Annotated in this window: 18 protein-coding genes and 9 pseudogenes; 12 read left to right on the forward strand and 15 right to left on the reverse strand. The window is 67.1% G+C overall.

The window, feature by feature from the left end; genetic code table 11:
• Position 1 precedes the first annotated feature (1 nt).
• The 7 genes and pseudogenes from OG332_RS36205 to OG332_RS36235 form a co-directional block, all read left to right on the forward strand.
• Positions 2–478, forward strand: a pseudogene (locus tag OG332_RS36205) (amidohydrolase family protein); the annotation flags it as partial.
• Between the two features lie 202 nt (positions 479–680).
• Complete coding sequence (hydA, locus tag OG332_RS36210; RefSeq protein WP_327417423.1) at positions 681–2069, forward strand: dihydropyrimidinase; 1389 nt, start codon at positions 681–683, stop codon at positions 2067–2069.
• A 39-nt stretch (positions 2070–2108) separates the two neighbouring features.
• Positions 2109–3122 carry a TIGR03842 family LLM class F420-dependent oxidoreductase gene (locus OG332_RS36215; RefSeq protein ID WP_327417424.1) on the forward strand — a complete coding sequence of 338 codons (1014 nt, stop codon included), beginning with the start codon at positions 2109–2111 and terminating at the stop codon, positions 3120–3122.
• Between the two features lie 258 nt (positions 3123–3380).
• A complete protein-coding gene (locus OG332_RS36220; RefSeq protein ID WP_327417425.1) occupies positions 3381–3563 on the forward strand; it encodes an AAA family ATPase in 183 nt (60 codons plus the stop codon).
• 35 nt (positions 3564–3598) lie between these two features.
• Positions 3599–3712 (forward strand): annotated as a pseudogene (locus OG332_RS36225) (transposase); the annotation flags it as partial.
• A gap of 91 nt (positions 3713–3803) precedes the next feature.
• The gene (locus tag OG332_RS36230; RefSeq protein ID WP_281277985.1) at positions 3804–3932 is read left to right on the forward strand and encodes a hypothetical protein; all 129 of its coding nucleotides are present in this window, start codon (positions 3804–3806) and stop codon (positions 3930–3932) included.
• Positions 3929–4840, forward strand: a complete 912-nt coding sequence (locus OG332_RS36235) for an IS3 family transposase (RefSeq protein WP_327417426.1) — start codon at positions 3929–3931, stop codon at positions 4838–4840. The genes OG332_RS36230 and OG332_RS36235 overlap by 4 nt, the downstream gene beginning before the upstream one ends.
• 174 nt (positions 4841–5014) lie before the next feature.
• Here the strand turns inward: OG332_RS36235 and OG332_RS36240 are convergent, their stop codons facing one another.
• From OG332_RS36240 to OG332_RS36275, 9 genes and pseudogenes are all read right to left on the reverse strand, one after another.
• Positions 5015–5971, reverse strand: coding sequence for a flavodoxin family protein (locus OG332_RS36240; RefSeq protein WP_327417427.1), 957 nt, complete (start codon positions 5969–5971; stop codon positions 5015–5017).
• Complete coding sequence (locus tag OG332_RS36245) at positions 5968–6120, reverse strand: hypothetical protein (RefSeq protein ID WP_327417428.1); 153 nt, start codon at positions 6118–6120, stop codon at positions 5968–5970. The genes OG332_RS36240 and OG332_RS36245 overlap by 4 nt, the downstream gene beginning before the upstream one ends.
• Before the next feature lie 292 nt (positions 6121–6412).
• A pseudogene (locus OG332_RS47935) lies at positions 6413–6586 on the reverse strand (integrase core domain-containing protein); the annotation flags it as partial.
• Between the two features lie 64 nt (positions 6587–6650).
• Positions 6651–8028: pseudogene (locus tag OG332_RS36250) on the reverse strand (IS30 family transposase).
• 67 nt (positions 8029–8095) lie between these two features.
• Positions 8096–8266 (reverse strand): annotated as a pseudogene (locus tag OG332_RS36255) (DDE-type integrase/transposase/recombinase); the annotation flags it as partial.
• Positions 8267–8297: 31 nt separating this feature from the next.
• Positions 8298–9065 carry an SDR family NAD(P)-dependent oxidoreductase gene (locus tag OG332_RS36260; protein ID WP_327417429.1) on the reverse strand — a complete coding sequence of 256 codons (768 nt, stop codon included), beginning with the start codon at positions 9063–9065 and terminating at the stop codon, positions 8298–8300.
• A gap of 90 nt (positions 9066–9155) precedes the next feature.
• Positions 9156–9998 (reverse strand): SDR family NAD(P)-dependent oxidoreductase, encoded by an 843-nt coding sequence (locus tag OG332_RS36265; RefSeq protein ID WP_327417430.1) that lies wholly within the window; start codon positions 9996–9998, stop codon positions 9156–9158.
• A 215-nt stretch (positions 9999–10213) separates the two neighbouring features.
• Entirely contained in the window at positions 10214–11482 is a 1269-nt protein-coding gene (locus tag OG332_RS36270; protein ID WP_327417431.1) for a Rieske 2Fe-2S domain-containing protein, read from the reverse strand.
• 711 nt (positions 11483–12193) lie between these two features.
• Complete coding sequence (locus OG332_RS36275) at positions 12194–12739, reverse strand: transposase (protein ID WP_442816261.1); 546 nt, start codon at positions 12737–12739, stop codon at positions 12194–12196.
• Positions 12740–12943: 204 nt separating this feature from the next.
• Between OG332_RS36275 and OG332_RS36280 the strand changes: the two genes are divergently transcribed.
• Positions 12944–14158 carry an acetyl-CoA C-acetyltransferase gene (locus tag OG332_RS36280; RefSeq protein ID WP_327417432.1) on the forward strand — a complete coding sequence of 405 codons (1215 nt, stop codon included), beginning with the start codon at positions 12944–12946 and terminating at the stop codon, positions 14156–14158.
• A 234-nt stretch (positions 14159–14392) separates the two neighbouring features.
• On the opposite strand, the pseudogene OG332_RS36285 reads toward OG332_RS36280, so the two are convergent.
• Positions 14393–16079: pseudogene (locus OG332_RS36285) on the reverse strand (ISAzo13 family transposase).
• A gap of 71 nt (positions 16080–16150) precedes the next feature.
• Positions 16151–16738 (reverse strand): annotated as a pseudogene (locus OG332_RS36290) (transposase family protein); the annotation flags it as partial.
• 136 nt (positions 16739–16874) lie between these two features.
• Here OG332_RS36290 and istA point away from each other — a divergent pair.
• Positions 16875–18293: an IS21 family transposase gene (gene istA / locus OG332_RS36295; RefSeq protein ID WP_327411910.1), complete on the forward strand. Its 1419-nt coding sequence runs from the start codon at positions 16875–16877 to the stop codon at positions 18291–18293.
• Complete coding sequence (istB, locus tag OG332_RS36300) at positions 18290–19063, forward strand: IS21-like element helper ATPase IstB (RefSeq protein WP_327411911.1); 774 nt, start codon at positions 18290–18292, stop codon at positions 19061–19063. Before istA ends, istB begins: the two co-directional genes overlap by 4 nt.
• A 250-nt stretch (positions 19064–19313) precedes the next feature.
• Here the strand turns inward: istB and OG332_RS36305 are convergent.
• A pseudogene (locus OG332_RS36305) lies at positions 19314–19556 on the reverse strand (transposase); the annotation flags it as partial.
• Between the two features lie 207 nt (positions 19557–19763).
• Here OG332_RS36305 and OG332_RS36310 point away from each other — a divergent pair.
• Complete coding sequence (locus OG332_RS36310; RefSeq protein WP_327417434.1) at positions 19764–20675, forward strand: transposase; 912 nt, start codon at positions 19764–19766, stop codon at positions 20673–20675.
• On the opposite strand, the pseudogene OG332_RS36315 reads toward OG332_RS36310, so the two are convergent.
• The 3 genes and pseudogenes from OG332_RS36315 to OG332_RS36325 all read right to left on the reverse strand — a co-directional run.
• A pseudogene (locus tag OG332_RS36315) lies at positions 20589–21143 on the reverse strand (transposase); the annotation flags it as partial. The gene OG332_RS36310 and the pseudogene OG332_RS36315 overlap by 87 nt on opposite strands.
• Before the next feature lie 113 nt (positions 21144–21256).
• Positions 21257–21487, reverse strand: coding sequence for a group II intron maturase-specific domain-containing protein (locus OG332_RS36320; protein WP_327417436.1), 231 nt, complete (start codon positions 21485–21487; stop codon positions 21257–21259).
• Positions 21484–21870, reverse strand: a complete 387-nt coding sequence (locus OG332_RS36325) for a reverse transcriptase domain-containing protein (protein WP_327412657.1) — start codon at positions 21868–21870, stop codon at positions 21484–21486. The genes OG332_RS36320 and OG332_RS36325 overlap by 4 nt, the downstream gene beginning before the upstream one ends.
• Before the next feature lie 114 nt (positions 21871–21984).
• On the opposite strand from OG332_RS36325, the gene OG332_RS36330 reads away from it, so the two are divergent.
• A complete protein-coding gene (locus OG332_RS36330; protein WP_327411920.1) occupies positions 21985–22332 on the forward strand; it encodes a hypothetical protein in 348 nt (115 codons plus the stop codon).
• The last annotated feature ends 96 nt before the right edge of the window (positions 22333–22428 follow it).

Here is a 22428-nt window from a genome sequence, read left to right on the forward strand (position 1 = left end):
CATGAGCATCCGCACCCTGATCCGCGGCGGCCTCGTCATCACCGCCGCCGACGAACTGCACGCGGACGTCCTGATCGAGGACGGCCGCGTGGCGGCCCTCGCCGCCCACGGCTCGGCGGCAGCCGACGCCTGGACGGCCGACCGTACGATCGACGCGAGCGGGAAGTACGTGATCCCGGGCGGGGTCGACGCGCACACCCACATGGAGCTCCCCTTCGGCGGCACCTCCGCCTCGGACACCTTCGAGACCGGAACCCGGGCCACCGCCTGGGGCGGCACCACCACCATCGTCGACTTCGCCGTGCAGAGCGTGGGCCATTCCCTGCGCGAGGGACTCGACACCTGGTACGCCAAGGCCGACGGCAACTGCGCCGTCGACTACGCCTTCCACATGATCCTCTCGGACGTCAACGAGGGGACCCTGAAGGAGATGGACCTCCTCGTCGGGGAGGGCGTCACCTCCTTCAAGAGTTTCGTTGGCTCGCGTGACCAGGAATTTCCACGGTGGCTCGGTGACCTAGTGGGTGCGGATGCCTCGTGCTGAACGACGCGAGGCCCAGCGGTGCGGGTCGTCGGCGTCGTAACTGGTTGTACCGCCGACCGGAGCATTGCCTTCATTGCGGTGTTCCGGTCGGCGGCCCTCTTTGTTCGGAATTGCAAGGCGAAGGGATTTCTCGGGCATGACTAGAACTCTCATTACCGGTGGCCTTGTAATTACGGCTTCCGATGAGTTGCATGCGGATGTTCTGATCGAGGACGGCCATGTCGTGGCGATGGCGACAGCAGGCAGCCAGCAGTGGACCGCTGACCGGGTGATTGACGCCTCGCGGAAGTATGTGATCCCGGGCGGGGTCGATGCGCACACGCATATGGAGCTGCCGTTCGGTGGCACCTTCGCGTCGGACACGTTCGAGACCGGAACGCGGGCCGCGGCCTGGGGCGGGACGACGACGATCGTCGACTTCGCGGTGCAGACACCAGGCCACTCGCTCCGGGAGGGCTTGGACGCTTGGTACGCGAAGGCCGACGGCAAATGTGCGATCGACTATGCATTCCACATGATCGTGTCCGACGTCAATGAGCACTCCCTCAAGGAAATGGATGGACTCGTCGAAGAGGGCGTAAGTTCGTTCAAATTGTTTATGGCGTATCCGGGCGTGTTTTATTCGGATGACGGGCAGATCCTGCGCGCCATGCAGCGGGCGTCGGGCAACGGCGGGCTGATCATGATGCACGCGGAGAACGGCATCGCGATCGACGTCCTCGTGGAGCAGGCGCTGGCGCGCGGGGAGACGGACCCCCGCCACCACGGCGAGGTCCGCAAGGTCCTCCTGGAGGCGGAGGCGACCCACCGCGCCATCCAGCTCGCGCGGGTGGCCGGATCCCCGCTGTACGTGGTCCACGTCTCGGCGGAGGAAGCGGTCGCGGAGCTGGCGGCCGCCCGCGACAAGGGTCTGCCGGTCTTCGGTGAGACCTGTCCGCAGTACCTCTTCCTCTCCACGGACAACCTGGAGGAGCCGGACTTCCAGGGCGCGAAGTATGTCTGCTCCACGCCGCTGCGGCCGCGCAAGCACCAGGCGGCGTTGTGGCGGGGTCTGTGGACCAATGACCTGCAGGTGGTGTCCACCGACCACTGTCCGTTCTGCTTCCGGGGGCAGAAGGAGCTGGGCCGGGGGGACTTCTCGAAGATCCCGAACGGGCTGCCGGGGGTGGAGAACCGCATGGACCTCCTCCACCAGGCGGTCCTGGACGGGCACATCAGCCGCCGTCGCTGGATCGAGATCGCGTGTGCGACCCCGGCCCGGATGTTCGGCCTCTATCCGCAGAAGGGCACGATCGCGCCGGGTTCCGACGCCGACATCGTCCTCTACGATCCGCACGCCGAGCAGGTCATCTCCGCCGAGACGCACCACATGAACGTGGACTACTCGGCGTACGAGGGCAGGCGGATCACCGGACGCGTCGACACGGTCCTCGCCCGTGGCGAGGTGGTCATCGACCGGCGGGAGTACTCGGGGCGAGCCGGCCACGGGGCGTTCGTCCACCGCTCCACCTGTCAGTATCTGTAAAGCCGCACGCCCGCATACAGCAGCAGCAAGGAGCCATGCATGGACTTCGGCCTCGTCCTGCAAACCGACCCTCCGGCCTCGCAGGTCGTCAGCCTCATGAAGCGTGCCGAACGCAACGGCTTCCGCTACGGCTGGACCTTCGACTCGGCGGTCCTCTGGCAGGAACCCTTCGTCATCTACAGCCAGATCCTGGCCAACACGCAGCGCATGCACGTCGGGCCGATGGTCACCAACCCGGGCACCCGCACCTGGGAGGTCACCGCCTCCACCTTCGCCACCCTCAACGACATGTACGGCAACCGCACGGTCTGCGGGATCGGGCGCGGGGACTCGGCGATGCGGGTCGCCGGCCGGGCCCCGAACACGCTCGCCCGGCTCGGCGAGGCCATCGACGTCATCCGCGACCTGGCGGAAGGGCGTGAGGCCCAGGTCGACGGCAAACCGCTGCAGATCCCGTGGATCCGGGACGGAAAGCTGCCCGTCTGGATGGCGGCGTACGGGCCGAAGGCCCTGGCCCTGGCCGGGCAGAAGGCGGACGGGTTCATCCTGCAGCTCGCGGACCTCTACCTCACCGAGTGGATGATCAAGGCAGTCCGCCAGGCTGCCGTGGAGACCGGCCGTGACCCAGCCGCGATCACCATCTGCGTGGCGGCCCCGGCGTACGTCACGGCTGACGACTCGGCACAGGCACTGGCCCACGCCCGTGACCAGTGCCGCTGGTTCGGCGGCATGGTCGGCAACCACGTCGCCGATCTCGTCTCCCGCTACGGCGAGCACTCCTCGATGGTCCCGTACGAGCTGACGGAGTATGTCAAGTCCCGGCAGGGCTACGACTACAGCCACCACGGCCGCACCGGGAACCCCTCCGCCGACTTCGTCCCCGACGAGATCGTCGACCGCTTCTGCCTCCTGGGCCCGGCCGAGGCCCACATCGAGAAGCTCCGCGCCCTGCGGGATCTCGGCGTTGACCAGTTCGCGCTCTACAACATGCACGACGCCCGGGAAGCGACCATCGACGCGTACGGCTCTGACGTCATTCCGTCGTTCCGCTGACTTTCGCGAGCGGCTCGGGGCCGACCAGGAGGTCGGCCCCGCAACAGGTTGCCGGCGGCTTTCGTGCGGACACTTCTTTCGCCCCGATCTCGATCCCGCAGGCTGCGACTTCCCGCCGTACGTTGGGCCGGGCTCTCCCCTCACCAGCTACACGGCTGAGCATATGATCGGCGGGTAATCCGCTTGGGGTGGGGCACTTGAGGCGGTTCACCTTGCCTGCGCCGACTCGGGTGCAGGCCCCTTCGATGGGGGGCGGCCATGTATCTGGCCCGACTGCGTGCCGAGAACTTCAGGATTTTCGGCGCGGCGGCATCGGAGAGTGGCGGGCCGGACGAGTCGCTGGACATCTCGTTCAGCCGTGGGACCAATGTCCTGGTGGGGGAGAACGACAGCGGGAAGACCGCGATCGTCGACGCGATGCGCCTGTCCCTCCCCTCGTAGCGTGGAGTCTGTGATGGCAGGGGAAGTTGGGGTTCATGGGTTCCAAGCAACGGACGTACACGCCTGAGTTTCGTGAGGGTGCTGTACGCATCGTGATCGAGACGGGCAGGCCGATCCCGGAGGTCGCCGAGGAGCTCGGCGTCCACTCCGGCACGCTGCACAGCTGGGTGTCGCGATGGCGGCGCAACGGGTCGGCGTCGTCCGACCGACCGGCCGGCCGAGCCCGCGCCGGGCGGCCGGATGCGCGAAGCCGAGCGCGCCGAGCTGGAGCGGCTACGGCGGGAGATGTCGGAGAAGAACAAGCGGATACGCGAGCTGGAGATGGAGCGTGATGTCCTCAAGCGATGCATGGTCCTCTGGGTGAAGTGACCGGGACGGACCCGGCCGCCCTGGCCGCGTTCATCGGTAACCAGAGGACTGAGCATCGCGTCCCGCACCGTCTGGCCTGCCAGATCCTGGAAGTCTCGGAGTCCTGGTTCTACAAGTGGCGCGACAAGCCCACCACTGCGCGTGAGGTCCGGCGGGGACAGCTGGCCGACGCGATCACGGGGATCTTCGAGGGCTCCGGCGGCACCTATGGTTCCCCGAAGGTCTGGGTCCTTCTGGTCCGCGCGGGCTGGCGGGTCTCGGTGAACACCGTGGCCCGCCTCATGGCCGAACTCGGCCTGGCCGGACGGAAGGTCCGCCACCGGCGGGGGCTGACCCGGCCCGGCAAACGGCCGGCGGCCCCGGACTTCGTGCGCCGTGACTTCACCGCGGACGCTCCGGACCAGGTGTGGTGCGGCGACATGACCGAGATCACCACCGGTGAGGGCAAGCTCTACCTGGCCACCGTCATCGACCTGTTCTCGCGTCGATTGCTCGGCTATGCGATGGGCGCCCGTCACGACGCCGATCTCGTCGTCGCCTCCCTGAACATGGCCACGGCCACCCGCGGCGGTGACGTCAGGGGCGTGATCTTTCACAGCGACCGCGGCAGCGAATACGTCTCCCGGCGCTTTCGCAGGGCCTGTCGCCGCCTGGGCGTGACCCAGTCCATGGGCCGCGTCGGGTCGTGTTTCGACAACGCCGTCAGCGAGGCGTTCAACAGCGTGCTCAAGGTCGAGTACGTCCACCGGCACACCTTCACCACCCGCACCGAGGCCCGGCTGAGGATCGCGACCTGGATCACCGGCTTCTACAACACCCGACGGCTACACAGCGTATGCGAGTACCACAGCCCGATCGACTACGAACGAGACCACCAGGCCGACCCCACCGTGGAGCTGGCCGCTTGAAAGATCTCCACAGCCCGAGGGGATTGACACCACGCAACCGATCATGAAACCCGACGGACTTGGACATCGATGATACCGGGATCTACGAGGCGGCCACGCGATTTCTGGGGCTGGAGGAGGTGAGTGTGACGCAGGTCAAGGACGACGGATCGGGTGGTTCGACGGTGTACGTCGTCACGAACGACGACTCCGGCCGGGCCTGGCCGTGCCCGGCGTGACGCGCAGGTCGATCTCGGCGTAGGGCGCGGCCCGGCGCTCGATCTTCGCGGCCTGCGCGCCCTGCACGGCTGCGGTCTGCTGCACTTCGACGGCATGGGCCCGCTTCTCGGCCAGCGTGACGAGCGAGTGCTCCCGCGCAGCGGGATCGTCGAAGCAGACGACAGCCGCGCCGTCGCGCACCTCGAGCGTGCCCCGCGCCCCGCAGGTCGCGCATTCCACGCAAGTGCCGTCGATCACGACCATCGACAGGTGGCACATTGGGCAAAGCCCCGGCTCGCCGCGGTACTCGACGGCGTCGAACGCGCGGCCGAGCTGATCGGCGACACTGCGGCCAACACGATCGGCCCCCACGAGCGCGTCCTCGTCGAGTACCACCGAGCGAGGCATCCCGCAGCCGCCGACGAGCAGCTGGTCGGCCACCGCGATGTGCGCCGAGAACGTCATCTGGTGCATCAGCGGCAGCGCGAGTGACTTCCACTGCGATGTGTTCGCGCCGCCGACAGCGATGAAGGCGGCGACACGCGGGCGGAACACGCGCTCGTCGTACGGGAACCTGACAGCCGGGGTCTCGCCAGCCGCGAGCGTCGCGCGCATCTTCTCGGCGAAGGCCACGTCGGCCGCCGGCCCGGATAGCCGGTCGGCGACGAGCTTGAGCTTGCCGGGAATCGTCCGCGAGTAGATCGGCGACGCCACGATGAGGCCGTCGCACTCCATCAGCCGGTCCCACAGCCACGGGCCATCGTCGGCCCCGGCGTCCTGGCCCGGACCGACCGGGCGCATGGGCAGTTCGAGGTCGTCGAGACGCACAAGGGACGCGTCGGCGCCACGTTCGAGCGCCGCGCGGAGGGCGCGCTTGAGCAGGATCTCCGCGCTGCCGTCCGGGTTGCCAGCGCTCAGGCCGAGGATGGTCATACGGGGACCTCGCGCGGCTCGTCGTGCCAGCGCAGGCCACCGCCGCCGACGCGGCTGTGGTCGGCGGCGAGCCCCGTGATCGGATAGGTCGCGGCGCGCATGTCCGCCTCGTAGGCGGCGATCGCGACGGGGGAAGGGAAACAATGCATACATGTAGAGTATAGGAACGAGAAGTCGCCTGTTGGACTTCTGTCAACTCGGGTCTTCGAATTTAGCCACGATCTTTCGCGACGGTCCGCCGACGGAGTCGGTGGACCGTTTCGCGTTCTGTGCTTGATGGCCGACAGGCCGAGGGCGATCTGGACGATCTCCAGCCAGATCTGGTTCTGCGCGGTGTCGTGCAAGGGCCTTGACCCCGGATTTTGAGTACGCCCATGCGGCTTGGGCCAGGGTAGTTGCTGCTGGTTGGACGTCGTTCTCGTAGACAGTCGGGGACAGCTGGGCGAGGCGGGAGTGCCGGCGGCGGGTGTTGTGTCGGGTCAGCCAGCGGAAGGCGTCTCGCCTGGCCTCACGTTCGCTCGAACAGGCTTTCCGGCCCTTGAGCGTCTCCCTTTCGAAGGCGGCGTTGAAGCTTTCTGCGGCGGCGTTGTCCGCGCTGGACCCGATCTCCCGCATGCTCTGCCGAACCGCTGCTGACCTGCAGATTTCAGCGAAGGCCCCGCTCGTGTATTGCTCGGACTCAATCGGTCGTCGCAACACCGGCTTCTTGGGTCAAGAGTAGGCGTTCGTTGAGGGCTTCGGCGGGTGTCTTCCATCCGAGGGTTTTGCGGGGGCGGCTGTTGAGGGCGAGTGCAACGGCCTCGAGGTCGTCTGCTTGCCATCGGGACAGGTCCGTGCCTTCGGAGAGTACTGCCGCAGCAGCCCGTTCGTGTTCTCGTTCGTGCCTCGTTGCCATGGGCTGTGCGGGTCCGCGAAGTAGATCTCGAGGCCGGTGTCGACGCGGAGACGGGCATGCTGTGCCAGCTCCTTGCTGCGGTCCCAAGTCAACGAGCGACGGAGCTGCTCGGGCAAACGTGGTGATCGTCGCGGTGATCGCGTCTCTGACGGCCTCGGCGCCCAGACCGGCCAGTGCCGGTCCGTTCTTCACTCTTGGCTCGGTGCCGAAGCCCTCCATCCGGGGCAGGTGCAGCAGCATGGTGAACCGGGTCGTGCGCTCGACCAGCGTGCGGATCGCGGACTTTCCGGTGCCGATGATGAGATCGCCTTCCCAGTGTCCCGGCACCGCCCGGTCCTCCGCCTCGGCCGGCCTTTGGCTGATCATCACCTCAGGTGTGACATGCCCGTTCACCCGTCGTCGGGCGCGGGCGCGGGGAACCCGCAGTGCACGTCCGGTCCGCAGACAGCCGACCAGCTCGCGCTTGAGGGCTCCGCGTCCTTGGACGTAAAGCGCCTGGTAGATCGCTTCGTGCGAGATGCGCATGGAGCCATCATCGGGGAAGTCGGTCTTGAGCCTGCCCGCGATCGGCTCCGGACTCCATGCCGTCGCCCACCGGCGGTCCTGACGGTGGGGCTTGTTCCTTCCCTTCCACCGCGGCGTGCTCGGCCCGGCGACCCGGGTTCCGTCCGGACGCCGGACATCCCAGGCGAGCCGTACTTGCACGTACTCGCGGAGCCGGTCATTCCCGAGCAGCTTGGCCGCCTTGGGACGTTGCGCCATCAGTTCGGCCTTCCACTGCGCGACAGAGGCGCGATACTCGAGGCTGCCGCCGCGGGTGGCCGCAACTGCGGCGGAGTTCCCGGGAGACGGTCGAGGGATGGCGGCCGAGCCGTCGGGCGATCTCCCTCACCCCGGCACCCTGAGCCCTCGGCAGGGCGATGTCCTCGCGCTCTTCAAATGACAGGAAGCGACCCGAGACAGGAACACGCAGGAATGTCGGCATCCCGCCACGGTCCCGGAACCAGCGGCTGCCGGCCGCCGGTGACGCGCCGACCGCGACCGCGGCTTCCTCGCTGGTCAGCCCCTTGCCGATCTCATGCCAGGACGACCGTTCCGTGTCCCGCCGCAGTGACGGCTTGCCCGGCGCCTTCATTGGCGACCTGCCGGTCAGCTCCGTCATCCAGCCCGCTGGCCTACCCATCAACACCTCCATGAACGAGGTGTTGCGACGATCAGTTGAATCCACCTTGCGACCCGTGATCCGTGTGCATGATCGATCCGGCCAGGCTCCCGCGGGTCCGCTCGGCTGCCACGAGTGCGTTGATGACGAGCCCGGTGCGCATGTGACCTGCGATCGTCCATCCGGCCAGCCGGCGTGAGGCGAGGTCGATGAGGGTCGCGAGATAGAGCGGATCGCCGGGCATCGGCAGCACGGGCTGCGGGCCGGGATCAGGCGTTGAGCCCGGCGTCAATGAGGTTGATGGTTCCCGTGATGTAGCTCGCCTCAGAACTGAGCAGCCAGGTCACCATATTCGCTACCTCATCGGCGGTGCCAGACCGTTTCAGCGGGGTGTCCTGGGCCATCTGCGATATCAGCTCTTCAGGATGACTGGGGGCATCCTGCTCGGCGATAGCTCTGAGCATCCGCGTGTCGATGAGTCCGGGTGCGACGGCGTTCACCCTGATCCCGAATTCCGCCCCATCCAAGGCAGCGCAACGGGTCAGGCCCACAACGGCGTGCTTCGATGCGACGTACGGGCTGAACCTCCGGCTGCCACGTATCCCGGCCATCGAGGCGGTGTTGACGATCGCTCCGCCGCCGCCCTGGCTGCGGAAGGCACGCATGACTTCACGGAGACCGAGGAAGACGCCGCGCACGTTGACCGACATCACTCGATCAAAGTCAGTGGTGTCGAGATCGATGATCGAGGTTCTGGGGCCCTCGATCCCTGCGTTGTTAAAGAACAGGTCCACCCGTCCGTAGTCAGCGACAGTCCTTCGAACGTAATCCGCCACAGCCGCCTCATCGCGGACGTCGGCCACGATCGCGGTGGCCGTGCCCAGGGTGGTGACCGTCTTCTCTAGCTGTGCCTCGTCGCGGTCGACCAGGACCACGTGCGCTCCGTCCGTGGCGAGGCGGGTGGCGACCGCCTTACCGATACCCGCAGCGCCGCCGGTGACGATGGCCACTTGATCTGCGAACCGGCCTTCACTCATTTTTGTACCTCCATGTGCGTCGTGCTGCGTGCTGCGTGCTGCCGATCCAGTCCCCGTATTCGGATCTCTCATCGAACGCAGTCTCTTTAGCTAAGGCGCTATTCGCGGCAGCCGACCCAAGAGGACGTCATCCGTACGCCGCCTTATCTGCTCGTCCCATTCGTGGTCGGTCAGGACGTAGAACGCCTTCTCCCTGATGGCCCAGACGGCGATGTCGGCGACCTCATCGGGCGGCATTCCCTCGGCCAGGATGCCGTGCATACGGTCCCGAAGCATGCGGCCCTTCCCCGTCGCGGCCAGGTCGACGCCGGCCCGCAGCTCGTCGGGGCGGTTCCGGCTGCCATGGAAGAGATTCGTCGCGATTGTGCCGGGGATGAGGACGGTAATCCCTACCTGGGCCTCCATCGCCTTCAGGTCGCCATACACCGTCTCTGACAGTGCCAGCACGGCCTGCTTGGTCACGCCGTAGATGTTCGGCGAACGGACGAGTGACAACATGGAAGCGGTGTTGACCATGTGGGCCTCCTCCTGCTGTTGGAGCAGGATTGGCAGGAAGGTCTGCACCCCGTGAAGCACGCCGTAGAAGTTGACGCCGAGCGTCCACTGCCAGTCCTTCTCGGTGGCCGCCCAGACCGGCCCGTCCAGGTACCCCTCCACGCCAGCGTTGTTGCACACCACGTGCACCTTGCCGTAGGCCGCCAGGGCAGCGTCAGCGAGCCGCAGCATCGAATCCCGGCTCGACACGTCGGTCACGACGCCGATGACGTCGTGATCCTTCTCGCGCAGCTCGGCGACCGCCGAATGCAGGGCAGCCTCCTCGACATCGGCGAGAACGACCTTCATCCCTTCGCCTGCGAACCGCTCGGCGAAAGCGCGTCCGATGCCGCTACCGGCGCCGGTCACCACGGCCACCTTTCCGGTGAACGTCTGCATGATTTTTCCTCAATTTCCTATCGTTCGGCGGTACTACGATCCGCCCAGCGCTATGGTGGGTCCGGTAGACCGACCAGGTACTTCGGTTCCCCCGGGCGCCTCGCCCCATGGGGTTGACGTTCCGTCTCGTGCAGGATCCGGCCTGTGTGAAGGTGCGGCTCGATTGGTCCGAGGCCCTGCCCGCTACGGCGCCTCCGTGCGCGAGTCCGCTGCCTTTATGGCCGACCGCCCGTCAGCTCGACGTGACCTGGCACGAGGTCCTTCCAGTCGCTGTTCGCATGTACGACACCTGAGGCTCCTGAAATCTTCTCGGTCGAGACGTATCGGTCCAGGCCGATCGGGGCACCGCCCGCGGCAACCGTGCGGGCCGCCTTGATCAGCAGCCGACGCATCCGCAGTACCGCCGCGTCGGCGGGCACGACGTGCTCGGTCGACCGGTCGTACATCGGGCCCATCGAGGTAGTCACGACCGCGTCTTGTGTGATCAGGCCCTGGTAGCCGGAGAAGCTCCGGCCCTCGGCCATCGCTGCGCGGTCCTGCCCCGGAGCGATGAAAAAGCCGTCCGGGTCAAGGATGTTCTGGTCCAAACCGAGCCAACGGAGGAAACTCCGCTCGGTCTCCTCGTCCAAGGGCACGCCGTCGTCAACGGCGTACTGCACTGTGTGGTAGTCGTCGATAGGCACCCAGATGAGCATGCTGGTCCCCGGCGGGATGGAGACCGTGAACGGCAGTATGAACGCCGTGACGCGGACGTATCGCTCGTCACCGGCAGTTTCGGCCTGGCGGATCGCGGCGTAGTGGAACCCAAAGTCGGTGTCCCTGACCTCGAGGGCCGGCGCGTCGTCGGCAGTAGGAAACTTGTCCTGGATAATCCTGACGCTCGCGTAGTCGCCATCCTTGGCTTCCTGCACCTCGCTCTGGTGCAGGATCCCCACGTGTGAGGAGTCGACGACGCCTTCGAGTCCCTGCAACCAGTTGTGCCGATACCCCACTCGGATCGGCGGCCTTCGGGGCTCACCCTCCGGCCGCTCCACCATGCACGAATAGCGGGGCAACTCCGGCTGCTTGTCAGGGGGGCCGAGATAGACCCAGATCAGGCCGCCCACCTCGCGCACCGGGTAGGCGGGCGCCCGCCACCTCTCCCTGAACCGAGGGTCTGGCTGATTGGGCGTCTCCATGATCGTGCCGTCCGCCCCGAACTTCCATCCGTGGTACAGACATCGGATCCCGCATCCCTCGACCCGGCCCAGCGCCAGCGAGGCGCCTCGGTGCATGCAGAGCTCATCGAGCACCCCGACCGCGCCGCTCGTGTCGCGGAAGACGACAAAGTCTTCGCCGAAAAGCCGCGCCCGGACGGGCGGGCCGTCCGGTTCGGGAACGTCCACGGACCGCGTGATCGGAGTCCAGTACCGGCGCAGAAGAGCGCCCATCGGAGTCCCTGGGCCCACCCGGCAAAGATACTCATTGTCCTTGTGGCTCAGCATCGGTCACCTCCACGTCGGTGATGCGTCGTCTGTCGGATTTTTCTTCGCAGCGAAGACACGTTCATCGGGAACGCAGGCCGCCGTCTGGCAGAGCTCTCGGCCTTCGGTCCAGGAATTGAGCAGGTAGAGCCCACGGTTGACCAGGCCTGAACGTGGCCGGTAGTGCATGCGGCAAAGGCACTCGGTATGACGCTTCTCGATCCGGCCTGCGCAGCCGGGATGGTGGCGCTGTCATACCGGGGGAGGAGATTGAGGGGGGTCGAACCTCAGACGCAAGGTTCCGACGCTGTCCTACCGTTAGCTCCAAGGCTGCCGTGATGCGCCGGTAGCCGACAACCGTAGCCCCTACCTGGGTTACTCGTGGTCATACCTGCATCAGGGAGTTCAGCACCTAGATATGACCCTTCCAGCCCTGCTCAGCTCCTTGGACTGAGTCCGTGGGTGTCGATTGACAGGCTCGCACCCCGCTGCTTTGCTTCACGGCAGCGGATCACCGGCTCCGGCAAGTGTCCTTCTGTCCGGTAGGTCCCGGGCACGCCGTTTGTGGCATGGAGTCTTGTCCGACTGCGTCATGATGTCGCCGGCGAGTTGCCGAAGTCACATGTGGCGCTCCGAAACGACGTGCCGCCGCCCTCTCTGTCAGTCTTGGGTGAGACATCCCGCTTTGTCGGGTTAGCGGAAGATTTCAAGTCAAGTAAGACGGTTGTGTCGCTATGGGGTTTGTAGTGCGGGTTCCCGGCGCTTGGCTGGGTCGTTGATCCACGCTCGCTGGGGGATCTGGGGTGGTCTGGGGCGGTGGCCGAAGCGTTCGGGGTGTCGGGCGTATGCCTCGGTGAGGGTGGTGGCTCGCTGGTCACGGACCTCGTCGGCGGTGCCGAAGTGGACGCTGGCCGGGGTGTGGTAGCCGATGCCGGAATGCCGGTGCTCGTGGTTGTAGTACGAGGTGAACGCGTCGAACCATTCGAGGGGGTGGGTCAGCGAATCGAACCGCTCGGGGTAGTCGGGTACGTGCTTGGTGGTCTTGAACTGGGCCTCCGAGTAGGGGTTGTCGTTGGAGACCTTGGGCCGTGAGTGACTTCTGGTGACCCCGAGGTCGATCAGTAGCTGGGAGACTTTCTTGCTGGTCATCGAGGTGCCGCGGTCGGCGTGCACGGTCTCGGGCATCAGGCCGTTGCGCTCGATGGTCTCGCGGATCAACTCCTCGGCCCGTTCGGCGGATTCGGCCTTCTCGACGGTGTGGCCGACGACGTCGCGCACGGAGGATCTACCCGGCGGCAGCGACGTCTGCCAAAAGCCCATGAGCGGCCTTACCGGGGCGCGTCCATGAGTTCCTCAGGCGAGGGTCCGACGGGCGGCGTAACTCAGAGCGAATGTCCCATAAGGCAAATTTATAGCGATTTTTACCCGCCAGGACTGAGAGGTCACGATCCTGTCCAGCGCCGCACAAGAGGGGGTCTTCCAATGAGCACCGAGGCTTACGTATACGACGCGATCCGCACGCCGCGCGGACGCGGCAAGGCCAATGGCTCCCTGCACGGCACCAAGCCGATCGACCTGGTCGTCGGCCTCATCCACGCCCTGCGCGAGCGCAACCCCGGCCTGGACCCGGCGGCCATCGACGACATCGTGCTCGGCGTCGCCGGCCCGGTCGGCGATCAGGGATCCGACATCGCGCGGATCGCGGCCATCGCGGCCGGGCTCCCGGACACCGTGGCCGGCGTACAGGAGAACCGCTTCTGCGCCTCCGGCCTGGAGGCCGTCAACTTGGCCGCGGCCAAGGTCCGCTCCGGCTGGGAGGACCTGGTCCTCGCGGGCGGCGTGGAATCCATGTCCCGCGTTCACATGGGCTCTGACGGCGGCGCCTGGTTCGCCGACCCGATGACCAACTGGGTCGCCGGCTTCGTCCCACAGGGCATCGGCGCCGACCTGATCGCCACGATCGAGGGATTCTCCCGACGGGACGTGGACGAGTACGCGGCCCTGTCCCAGGAGCGAGCCGCGGCGGCAATCAAGGACGGGCGTTTCGCCAAGTCCGTGGTCCCGGTCACCGACCGCAACGGCCTGGTCGTCCTCGACCACGACGAGTTCGTCCGCCCCGATACCACCGCCGACATCCTAGCCAGGCTGAAGCCGTCCTTCGCGGACATCGGCGAGCTCGGCGGCTTCGATGCCGTCGCCCTGCAGAAGTATCACTGGGTCGAGAAGATCGACCACGTCCACCACGCGGGCAACTCCTCCGGCATCGTCGACGGCGCCTCCCTCGTCGCGATCGGCTCCCGCGAGGCGGGCGAACGCAACGGACTGACCCCGCGCGCCCGGATCGTTTCGGCCGCAGTTTCCGGCTCCGATTCCACCATCATGCTCACCGGCCCCGCCCCGGCCACCCGCAAGGCCCTCGCCAAGGCCGGGCTGACCATCGACGACATCGACCTGATCGAGATCAACGAGGCCTTCGCCGGCGTCGTGCTCCGCTTCGCCAAGGACATGGGCGTCCCCCTCGACAAGGTCAACGTCAACGGCGGGGCCATCGCACTGGGCCACCCGATCGGCGCCACCGGCGCGATGATCCTCGGCACGATCGTCGACGAGCTGGAGCGCCAGGACAGGCGCTACGGGCTCGTCACCCTCTGCGTCGGCGGCGGCATGGGCATCGCGACCGTCGTCGAACGCATCTGATCCGTCCTGATCCCACCCCTGACACGGAGGTGGCGAACGCGAGTGAGACCCGTACCACTGAGTTGTAGGCATGGTGTCGTCGATGTGAGGCCGGTCGCGGTGAGGCGTCCGTTGATGATGTCGCTGCGGTACTGGATCTGGCTGAGGCCGTGTCGTGATCGGCGGATGAGTTGGTCGGGGTCAGCGTAGGCTCGGGCCTTGACCCAAGGTCAGGTAGTTAGGGCTCGCAGATCATTAACTCGCTGGTTTGATCTCTGCTGGGAGGGTGATTCCACGGGTGCTGGCGAAGTCGTAGAGGTCGTCGAGGGTGGCGAGTCGGTCGTCGGCGGGCTGGATGGGGTGCCCGGCTGTTTCCAGGAGCTGCCGGATGTCGCGGATGCGTCTGTTGATTGTTCCGGGGTGGACGGTGAGCAGGGCGGCGACGGCGACTTGGGGCAGGGCGAGCCGGTAGTGGAGGAGTGTGGCTAGGAGCCGGTCGGCGAGGGTGAGGACGGGGCGTCGGCCGGTGGTGCCGTCGCCCTTGACGCGAGGTCGGTGGCCGCGTCGTTGGTCCAGGTGAGTCTCGCGCTGGGCGTCGTGGAGGATGGTCAGCGCGGTGATGAGGGTGTCCCACTCGGCGGGCGGCAGTCCGGTCAGGGCGGGGTGGCATAGCCAGGCGAGGTCGGGGCTCGGCTGATCGAACGGGTCTGGTGCGTCGTTGACCTGGGTGTATGCCTCGGGGCGGAGTGTGTAGTTCCAGTCGCCGTGCCAGTCGTGGCGTGTGACGGGGAGGACGTCCATCTGCCCGTCACCGATGCGGACCCCGGTCTCGTAGGTAGCGGTGTCGAGTTCGGCGTGGACTTTCAGCCCGGTGCGGGTGGTGGTCGCGGCGATGCTCTGCACGATGACTTCGTGGCTGGTCAGCGGCCTGCCGCGCCAGTTCATGGTGATGTGTGAGAACAGCCGGTGCTCGATCCGATTCCATTTCGATGCGCCCGGAGGAAAGTGACAGACAGTGACCTCCATGCCTGTTTCCAGGGCCAGGGCGGCGAGTTCGGCCTTCCAGGCGCGGGTGCGGTAGCCGTTGGAGCCGCCGGCATCGGCGGTGATCAGCAGCCGCCTGGCCTGCGGGTAGTCCTCCTTGCCGCGGGCATTCCACCAGCGGCGGATGGATTCGACGGCGAAGGCGGCGGTGTCGTGGTCGGTGCCGACGCTGACCCAGCCGGTGTTCGCAGCCAGGTCGTAGATGCCGTAGGGCACGGCCTTCCCGAGTTCCTTGTCCGGGAAGTCGTGGGTGCTGACCCGCTCGGGGTTGCCTGCGGGCCGCCATTCCCGGCCGCCGTTCTTGAACGGCCCCACCACTTCCTTCTTTTTCGTATCGACGCTGATCACCGGGTCGCCGGCCACCTGGTGGGCCTTGGCCTGCTCGTTGATATAGCGGAACTGGCCGTCCCGGTCCGGGTGCTGCTCGGCCTTCGATGACTTTGGCGTTGCCCTGGAGGCTGAAGCCTTCCTCGCGCAGCACGTCGGCGACGGTGTCGGCGGATATCCGGTGGCCTTGGCGCGTGAGCTCGGCGGCGAGGTGGCGGGTGGACTTCGTCGTCCACCGCAGGGGCGACATCGGGTCCCCGCGCATGTCCGGCTCGACCAGGGCCAACAGTGCCGGACGCAGTCCCGGGTCCAGGTCCACTACCCGCTTGCGGCCACCACCGACCCGGCGCGCCCGCCCCAACGGGGCTTCACCGGAGTCCAGTTCAGTGACACCAAGCGACACCGTGGCCTCTCGCACTCCAGCCGCCCGGGCGACCAGCCTGATCCCGCCATGGCCCAGTACCCGGGCCTCGGCCGCCAGCAGGAGACGACGCTGACGTTCGTCCAGATGCGGGAACAGCACCGTGAACTTCGCCACCAAGGCCGCCGCTATCTCTTCCGCCGCTTCCATACCACGCCAACGACCGCCAGATCGGGAAGCTACGGGTTAATCCTCTGCGAGCCCTAAGGGCTCGCAGATCATTAACTCGCTGGTTTGATCTCTGCTGGGAGGGTGATTCCACGGGTGCTGGCGAAGTCGTAGAGGTCGTCGAGGGTGGCGAGTCGGTCGTCGGCGGGCTGGATGGGGTGCCCGGCTGTTTCCAGGAGCTGCCGGATGTCGCGGATGCGTCTGTTGATTGTTCCGGGGTGGACGGTGAGCAGGGCGGCGACGGCGACTTGGGGCAGGGCGAGCCGGTAGTGGAGGAGTGTGGCTAGGAGCCGGTCGGCGAGGGTGAGGACGGGGCGTCGGCCGGTGGTGCCGTCGCCCTTGACGCGAGGTCGGTGGCCGCGTCGTTGGTCCAGGTGAGTCTCGCGCTGGGCGTCGTGGAGGATGGTCAGCGCGGTGATGAGGGTGTCCCACTCGGCGGGCGGCAGTCCGGTCAGGGCGGGGTGGCATAGCCAGGCGAGGTCGGGGCTCGGCTGATCGAACGGGTCTGGTGCGTCGTTGACCTGGGTGTATGCCTCGGGGCGGAGTGTGTAGTTCCAGTCGCCGTGCCAGTCGTGGCGTGTGACGGGGAGGACGTCCATCTGCCCGTCACCGATGCGGACCCCGGTCTCGTAGGTAGCGGTGTGTCGGCGTACGGGCTCTGATGCAGAGGTGCGTACGGGTTGATCTACAGAGGTGACTCGGCGTGTCGGGGTGGGGCCCGGCTCGATGAGAGGAGCCTGACGCTGATCTTGTGAAGCGTCGAGGAGGGCCTGTCGGATGTTGCTGGAACCGGGGCGGTGGCTGGAGCTGCGGCGTTTCCGGGCTCTGCATGAGGCGGGCGCGAGCATCTCGGAGATCGCTCGGGAGACCGGTCTGAACTGGCGTACGGTCAAGAAGTATCTGGAGAGCGACGGTCCTCCGGTTCCGCCGGCTCCGGCGCCGCGCTCGGATCTCGGCAACCAGGTGATCAAGCCGTGGGCGCATGTGATTGATGCGTGGCTACGGGCTGAGGTGCTGCTGAAGGCCGCGGTCATCCATGAGCGTCTGGTCGAGCAGTATGCCTTCCCGCACCACTACCAGCGCGTCAAGATGTACGTGCAGCAGGCCCGACCCCGCATCGCCGAGGAGTTGGGATATACCCCGCGCGAGCTGGCGAAGTTGCACCGCCGCTTCGAGGTGGTGCCCGGCGCCCAGGCCCAGGTCGACTGGGGCGACGAGGGCAACATCCTGGCCCATGTCGGCATCCCGAAGGTCTACTCCTTCCACATGACCTTGTCCTACTCCCGAGATCCGTTCTGCTGCTTCACCACCAGCCAGAATCTGGCATCGTTCTTCGAGTGCCACCGGCGGGCGTTCGCGCACTTCGGCGGGGCGCCCGGGGTGATCGTCTACGACCGGACCAAGACTGTCGTGCGCCGTCACGTCGCCCCGGGCGAGGCGGTCCCGTTGCATCCGGAGGCCGTGGCGTTCGCCGGGCACTACGACTTCGACATCGACGTCTTGGCCGCCTACCGGCCGACGGGGAAGGGCCGCGTCGAGCGCCAGGTCCTCATCGTCCGCGATCATGTGCTCGCGGGGCGGTCCTTCTCCAGCCTGGATGACATGGACGGGGCGTTCATGGCCTGGGTGCCCCAGCGCCGGGCGCGTACGCACCGCACCCACGGCGAGGTGATCGGCGTGCGGGCCAAGCGGGATCACGCCGCGCTGCGGGCGCTGCCCGCCAAGCCCTACATCGTGGCCGATCGGCACCTGCGACACGTGGCCAAGGACTGCCTGGTCGCCTTCGACGCCAACCTCTACTCGGTGCCCGCCACCAAGGTCCGCCACCGCCAGCTCGTCGAGGTCAGAGCCTCCGCAGGCACCGTGGCCCTGCATTCCACCGTGCCCGACGCGCAGGGCATCACGCTGCTGGCCGTGCACTCCCGCGCGGTCGGACGCAGCGCGAGGATCGTGGATGAGGCCCACTGGAAGGCCCTGCCCGACGGACACACCCGCGCCACCACCACCGACCTTCCGCCACCCGTGAGCAGGCCGGCCCGCTCCGGCGCCGAGGAACCGGGCGGTCTGATCTCGCTGCTGACCCGGGCCAGAGCCGCGCAAGTCCACGTCGGCACCCGTCCGCTGGCCCTCTACGACCAGATCGCCGGCACCCGCCCGTTCAACCCCGCCCCCATCGACCCCAAGGACATGCGTTGAGCGAGCTGGTCACCGCCCGGATCCGCACCACCGCCACCAAACTCGGCCTGCCCCACCTCACCGAGGCCCTGGCCGAGCACGTCGGCCGGGCCGACGCCGCGTCGATGGCCTACCTCGACTTCCTCGACCTGGTCTTGGAAGAAGAACTTGCCGTCCGTGAAGAACGCCGCTTCCGCCACGCGCTACGGGTCTCCCGCCTGCCACACCACAAGACGATTGAGGAGTACGACTTCTCCTACCAGCCCGAACTCGACCCCAGGAAGGTCAAGGACCTGGCCACCCTCGCGTTCGTCGAGGCCAAGTCCAACGTCGCGCTGCTGGGCCCGCCCGGGGTCGGCAAGACACATATCGCCGTCGCGCTGGCTGTCGCCGCCTGCCGGGCCGGCTACTCGATCTACTTCACCACCCTCGACGACATGGTCCGCCAGCTCAAGGCCGCCGACTCCATCGGCCGCCTGGCCAGCAAACTCCGCACCTACCTGCGGCCTCACGTTCTCGTGGTGGACGAGGTCGGCTACCTCCCGCTGGAGCGTGACGAGGCAAACCTCGTCTTCCAGATGCTCTCCAAGCGCTACGAGAAGGGCTCCACCCTGCTGACCTCGAACAAGAGTTTCAGTGAGTGGGGTCAGGTCTTCGGCGACGACGTCCTGGCCACTGCCATCATCGACCGCCTACTCCACCACTGCGAGATCCTCGCCATCAACGGCGCCAGCTACCGCCTGAAGAACCGCCTCACAGCCATCGAAGGCGGCATCACTGCGGCCAGCTGACACAGGATCAAGCTCTGCACATCAGCCCGTACACACCTCTGCACTACAGCCCGTACGCCGACAGGGGGACTCCTTCCAGGTCTTCGTACGCTGGAAGGAGTCCCTGCGGCGGGCCGGCGAGCCCCACTGGCCAGGGACGCAAACGCTGGACCCAGCGATGGAAGGCAGCATTGAACGCCTTCGACATCACCGTCGACGGCCGGCTCTCAGCCGCCCGCGGCTGAACCCCCCACAACTGAGCTTGTAGTCGTGGTGTCGTCGGTGTGAGTCCGGTTCCGGTGAGGCATCCGTCGATGAGGTGGCTGCGGTACTGGATCTGGCGGAGGCCGTGCCGTAGCCGGCGGATGAGGTGGTCGGGGTCGGTGAAGGCGGTGTTGGCCTGGGTGGTGCGGCGGAGGATCGACCAGATGCCTTCCACTGGGTTGAGATCGGGTGCGTAGGGCGGAAGGTGATAGGCCGTGATCCAGTCCTGTGCGTCGATGAAGGCCCGCATGCGGCGGTCCTTAGCTTGACTCTGTCGGGGATCTTGGAGTTTCGCGGTGCGGCAGCGTGGTCAACGGGCATGCTCGGGTAGTTCCGATGACCGATGCAGCTGTCGAGGTGCCCGTTGTCCCTCCGCCCACGTTCCGGTGAGCAGGTCCCGCCTCTGACTGCGCAGGTCGCGCGGGCGAGTAACCCGGGCGGCACGACGGCGATATGGGTGCGCGACCGGCTGGACGGGCTGTGGTGTGACGAGGACTTCGCCGACTGGTACCCGCGTGACGGGCGTCCGGGTCTCTCGCCTGCCCAACTGGCTACCGTCTGTGTGCTGCAGTTCCTGCTCGGCCTGTCGGACCGGCAGGCCGCCGAGGCGGTCCGATGCCGCATCGACTTCAAGTACTCGATGGCCATGGAACTGGATGACCCCGGGTTCCACCACAGCGTGCTGGCCGATTTCCGCGACCGTCTCGCCGAAGGCGACCGTGCTGACCGCCTCCTCGACCTCGCGCTGGCCCGCCTCAAGGAGGCCGGCCTGGTGCACGAGCGCACCACCCAGCGCACCGACTCCACCCATGTCCTGGCCGCAGTGCGTGACCTGACCCGCCTGGAGCTGATCACCGAGGCGGTCCGCGCCGCACTGGAAGAAGTCGCCGGCACATCCCCTTACCTGCTGGACGAGCTGGTCGATGAGGACTGGGGGCGCCGCTACGGCCGACCGGTCCGCCTGGGCAAGAACCCCACCAAGCCCAAGACCAGGATCCTTGCCACCGGAAACGACGCCGTCCGGCTCCTGGAGCACCTCTACCGGCACGGAGCGGACCGCACGTCCGGCCCTCGTATCCAGGCCCTGCGCCAGATCATGCTGCAGAACTACCACCGCGACGCCGTAGGACACCTGCGCTGGCGCACCGCCGAGAAGGAAGGCGGGCCCGGGCTGCCGTCTTCGTCCCGAGCGGTCGTCTCTCCCTACGACACCTCGGCCCGCTACGCACGGCACGGACACATCATCAGCTGGAAGGGGTTCTCCGCTCGCCTACTGAGGATTTCAGGGTGGGGTCGGTGGGTTGATAGCCAGGCCGGTGACGGTGAGGCAGCCGTCGATGAGGTGGGGTCGGAGCTGGATTCTGCGTAACTCGCGGCGGAGTGTGCGGTCGAGGTCATCGGGGGTGTCGAAGGCGGTGTTGGCCATCGCTCTGCGCACGAGTGACCAGACGGCTTCAACCGGGTTCAGGTCTGGCGCATACGGCGGCAGTCGGATGGTGGTGAGCCAGTCGTGCTCGGCCTCATACCGCTTCAGCCCGGCGGCCAGGTGCGTGTTGAGGTTGTCCCAGACCACCACGATGGGGCCGCCGAGCTGGATGTGTGCGCGGACCAGCAGGTCGCGGTAGTCCTTCCAGGAGAAGCTCTTGCGTGCACCCTTGAGAAGAAGATGGTTGCGGGGCCGGTGGATGAGGCGGCTCCTCTCGCCGGGTTTGTAGCAGCACAGGGCGGCGACCGAGGTCCGGCGGCGGGAGCGGCCGCGGACGCGGATGACGGGGGTGTGTCCGCGCCGGCCCCAGGTCCGGGCACGGGGCGGCGTCATGGAGAATCCGGCCTCGTCGCTGAGTAGGCCCGGGGCGCGGTGCCGGGATTGCTCCCGGTCCGTTTCCCCGGACCTCTCGCCGAACCCGCCGTGCCTATTACTAGGCAACGGGCTCTCCACGGTCTCTGCCGTCAGGTTGTTGCAGGGGTCCAGGGGGTGGGGATCCTGTTGTGATGCCGCTCTTGCAGCAGCCGGATGACTCGCCACCAGACGAGGTTGTCCAGGTTGCTGAAGGTGCGCTTCGCGACGGCATGCCTGAAGTAGTTGGCCCATCCGTGGGTGACCTGGTTGAGGTTCACCAGGACCACGGCCAGGTCCTGCTGCGACGTTCTGTGGGTGAGGGTACGGATCTTCGCCTTCACCGACCGGACGGGCCGGTCGGCGATGAAGGTGTAGACGTACCACTTGTCCGTTCCGCGTTTGCGGCGCCACTGGATGTGGAACCCCAGGAAGTCGAACCCTCGCTCAGGTGCACCAGTTGGGTCTTGGCTTCCGAGAGCCGCAACCCGATCGGGGCGAGGACCTGGGCGACTTCCTCGCGCAGTGCCTCGGCGTCCTGTCTGGTCCCTTTGACCATGACGACGAAGTCGTCCGCGTAGCGGACCAGCCGCCACGAGGGCAGGCCCTTGGCACCCCGTCGTTCACGCCGACTGCTGGTGGACAGTTCCCCGTCCGGTTCCCATGGCCGGTGCAGGTGCTCGTCGAGCGCCGACAGGGCGATGTTCGCCAGGAGCGGGGAGATCACGCTCCCAACGCAATGGGCAACTTCTGCTTCGAGGTGACGCTCGGCTACCGGCGCTTGGAACTCACTCCTCGAGCGGAGGGTAAGGGGTGTCACAATGGGTAGTAGGTTTGTGACATGGTGCGTGGTGATCGTGTCGATAGCGTCGAGTACGCCCGGCGGGTCAACGCCGCCGCGGATCTGGTCGGGGCGGGTGTGCCCGTGGCCGCAGCCGCCCGCACGTTGGCAAGTAGGTACGGGGTGTCGGTGCGTCAGGCACGCCGGTATCTGGAGCAGGCCATGGCCGCTGGACATCTCGAAGTCCCCGAGTCAAGCGTGGTGTTCACTGTCAAGCTGCCGGAATCGCTGGCAGGACAGATCCGCGCCCGTGCCCACGAGAGTGACCGGGCGATCTCCGCGGTGGTGGCCCAGGCCCTGGCCGAGTTCCTTGAGCGGGGTGCCCCGGAGGGGCGGCCAGGCAGGTGAGCGGCCGGCCGGTGGAGGTGGAGGCGGTCTTCGACCGTCATGCGGCGGCGGACTTGTCCGCGGCCTACGCGGCGTTGGTTCCGCAGCGGCGAGCCC

It is taken from the genome of Streptomyces sp. NBC_01233 (assembly GCF_035989305.1).
Taxonomy (GTDB): Bacteria; Actinomycetota; Actinomycetes; order Streptomycetales; family Streptomycetaceae; genus Streptomyces.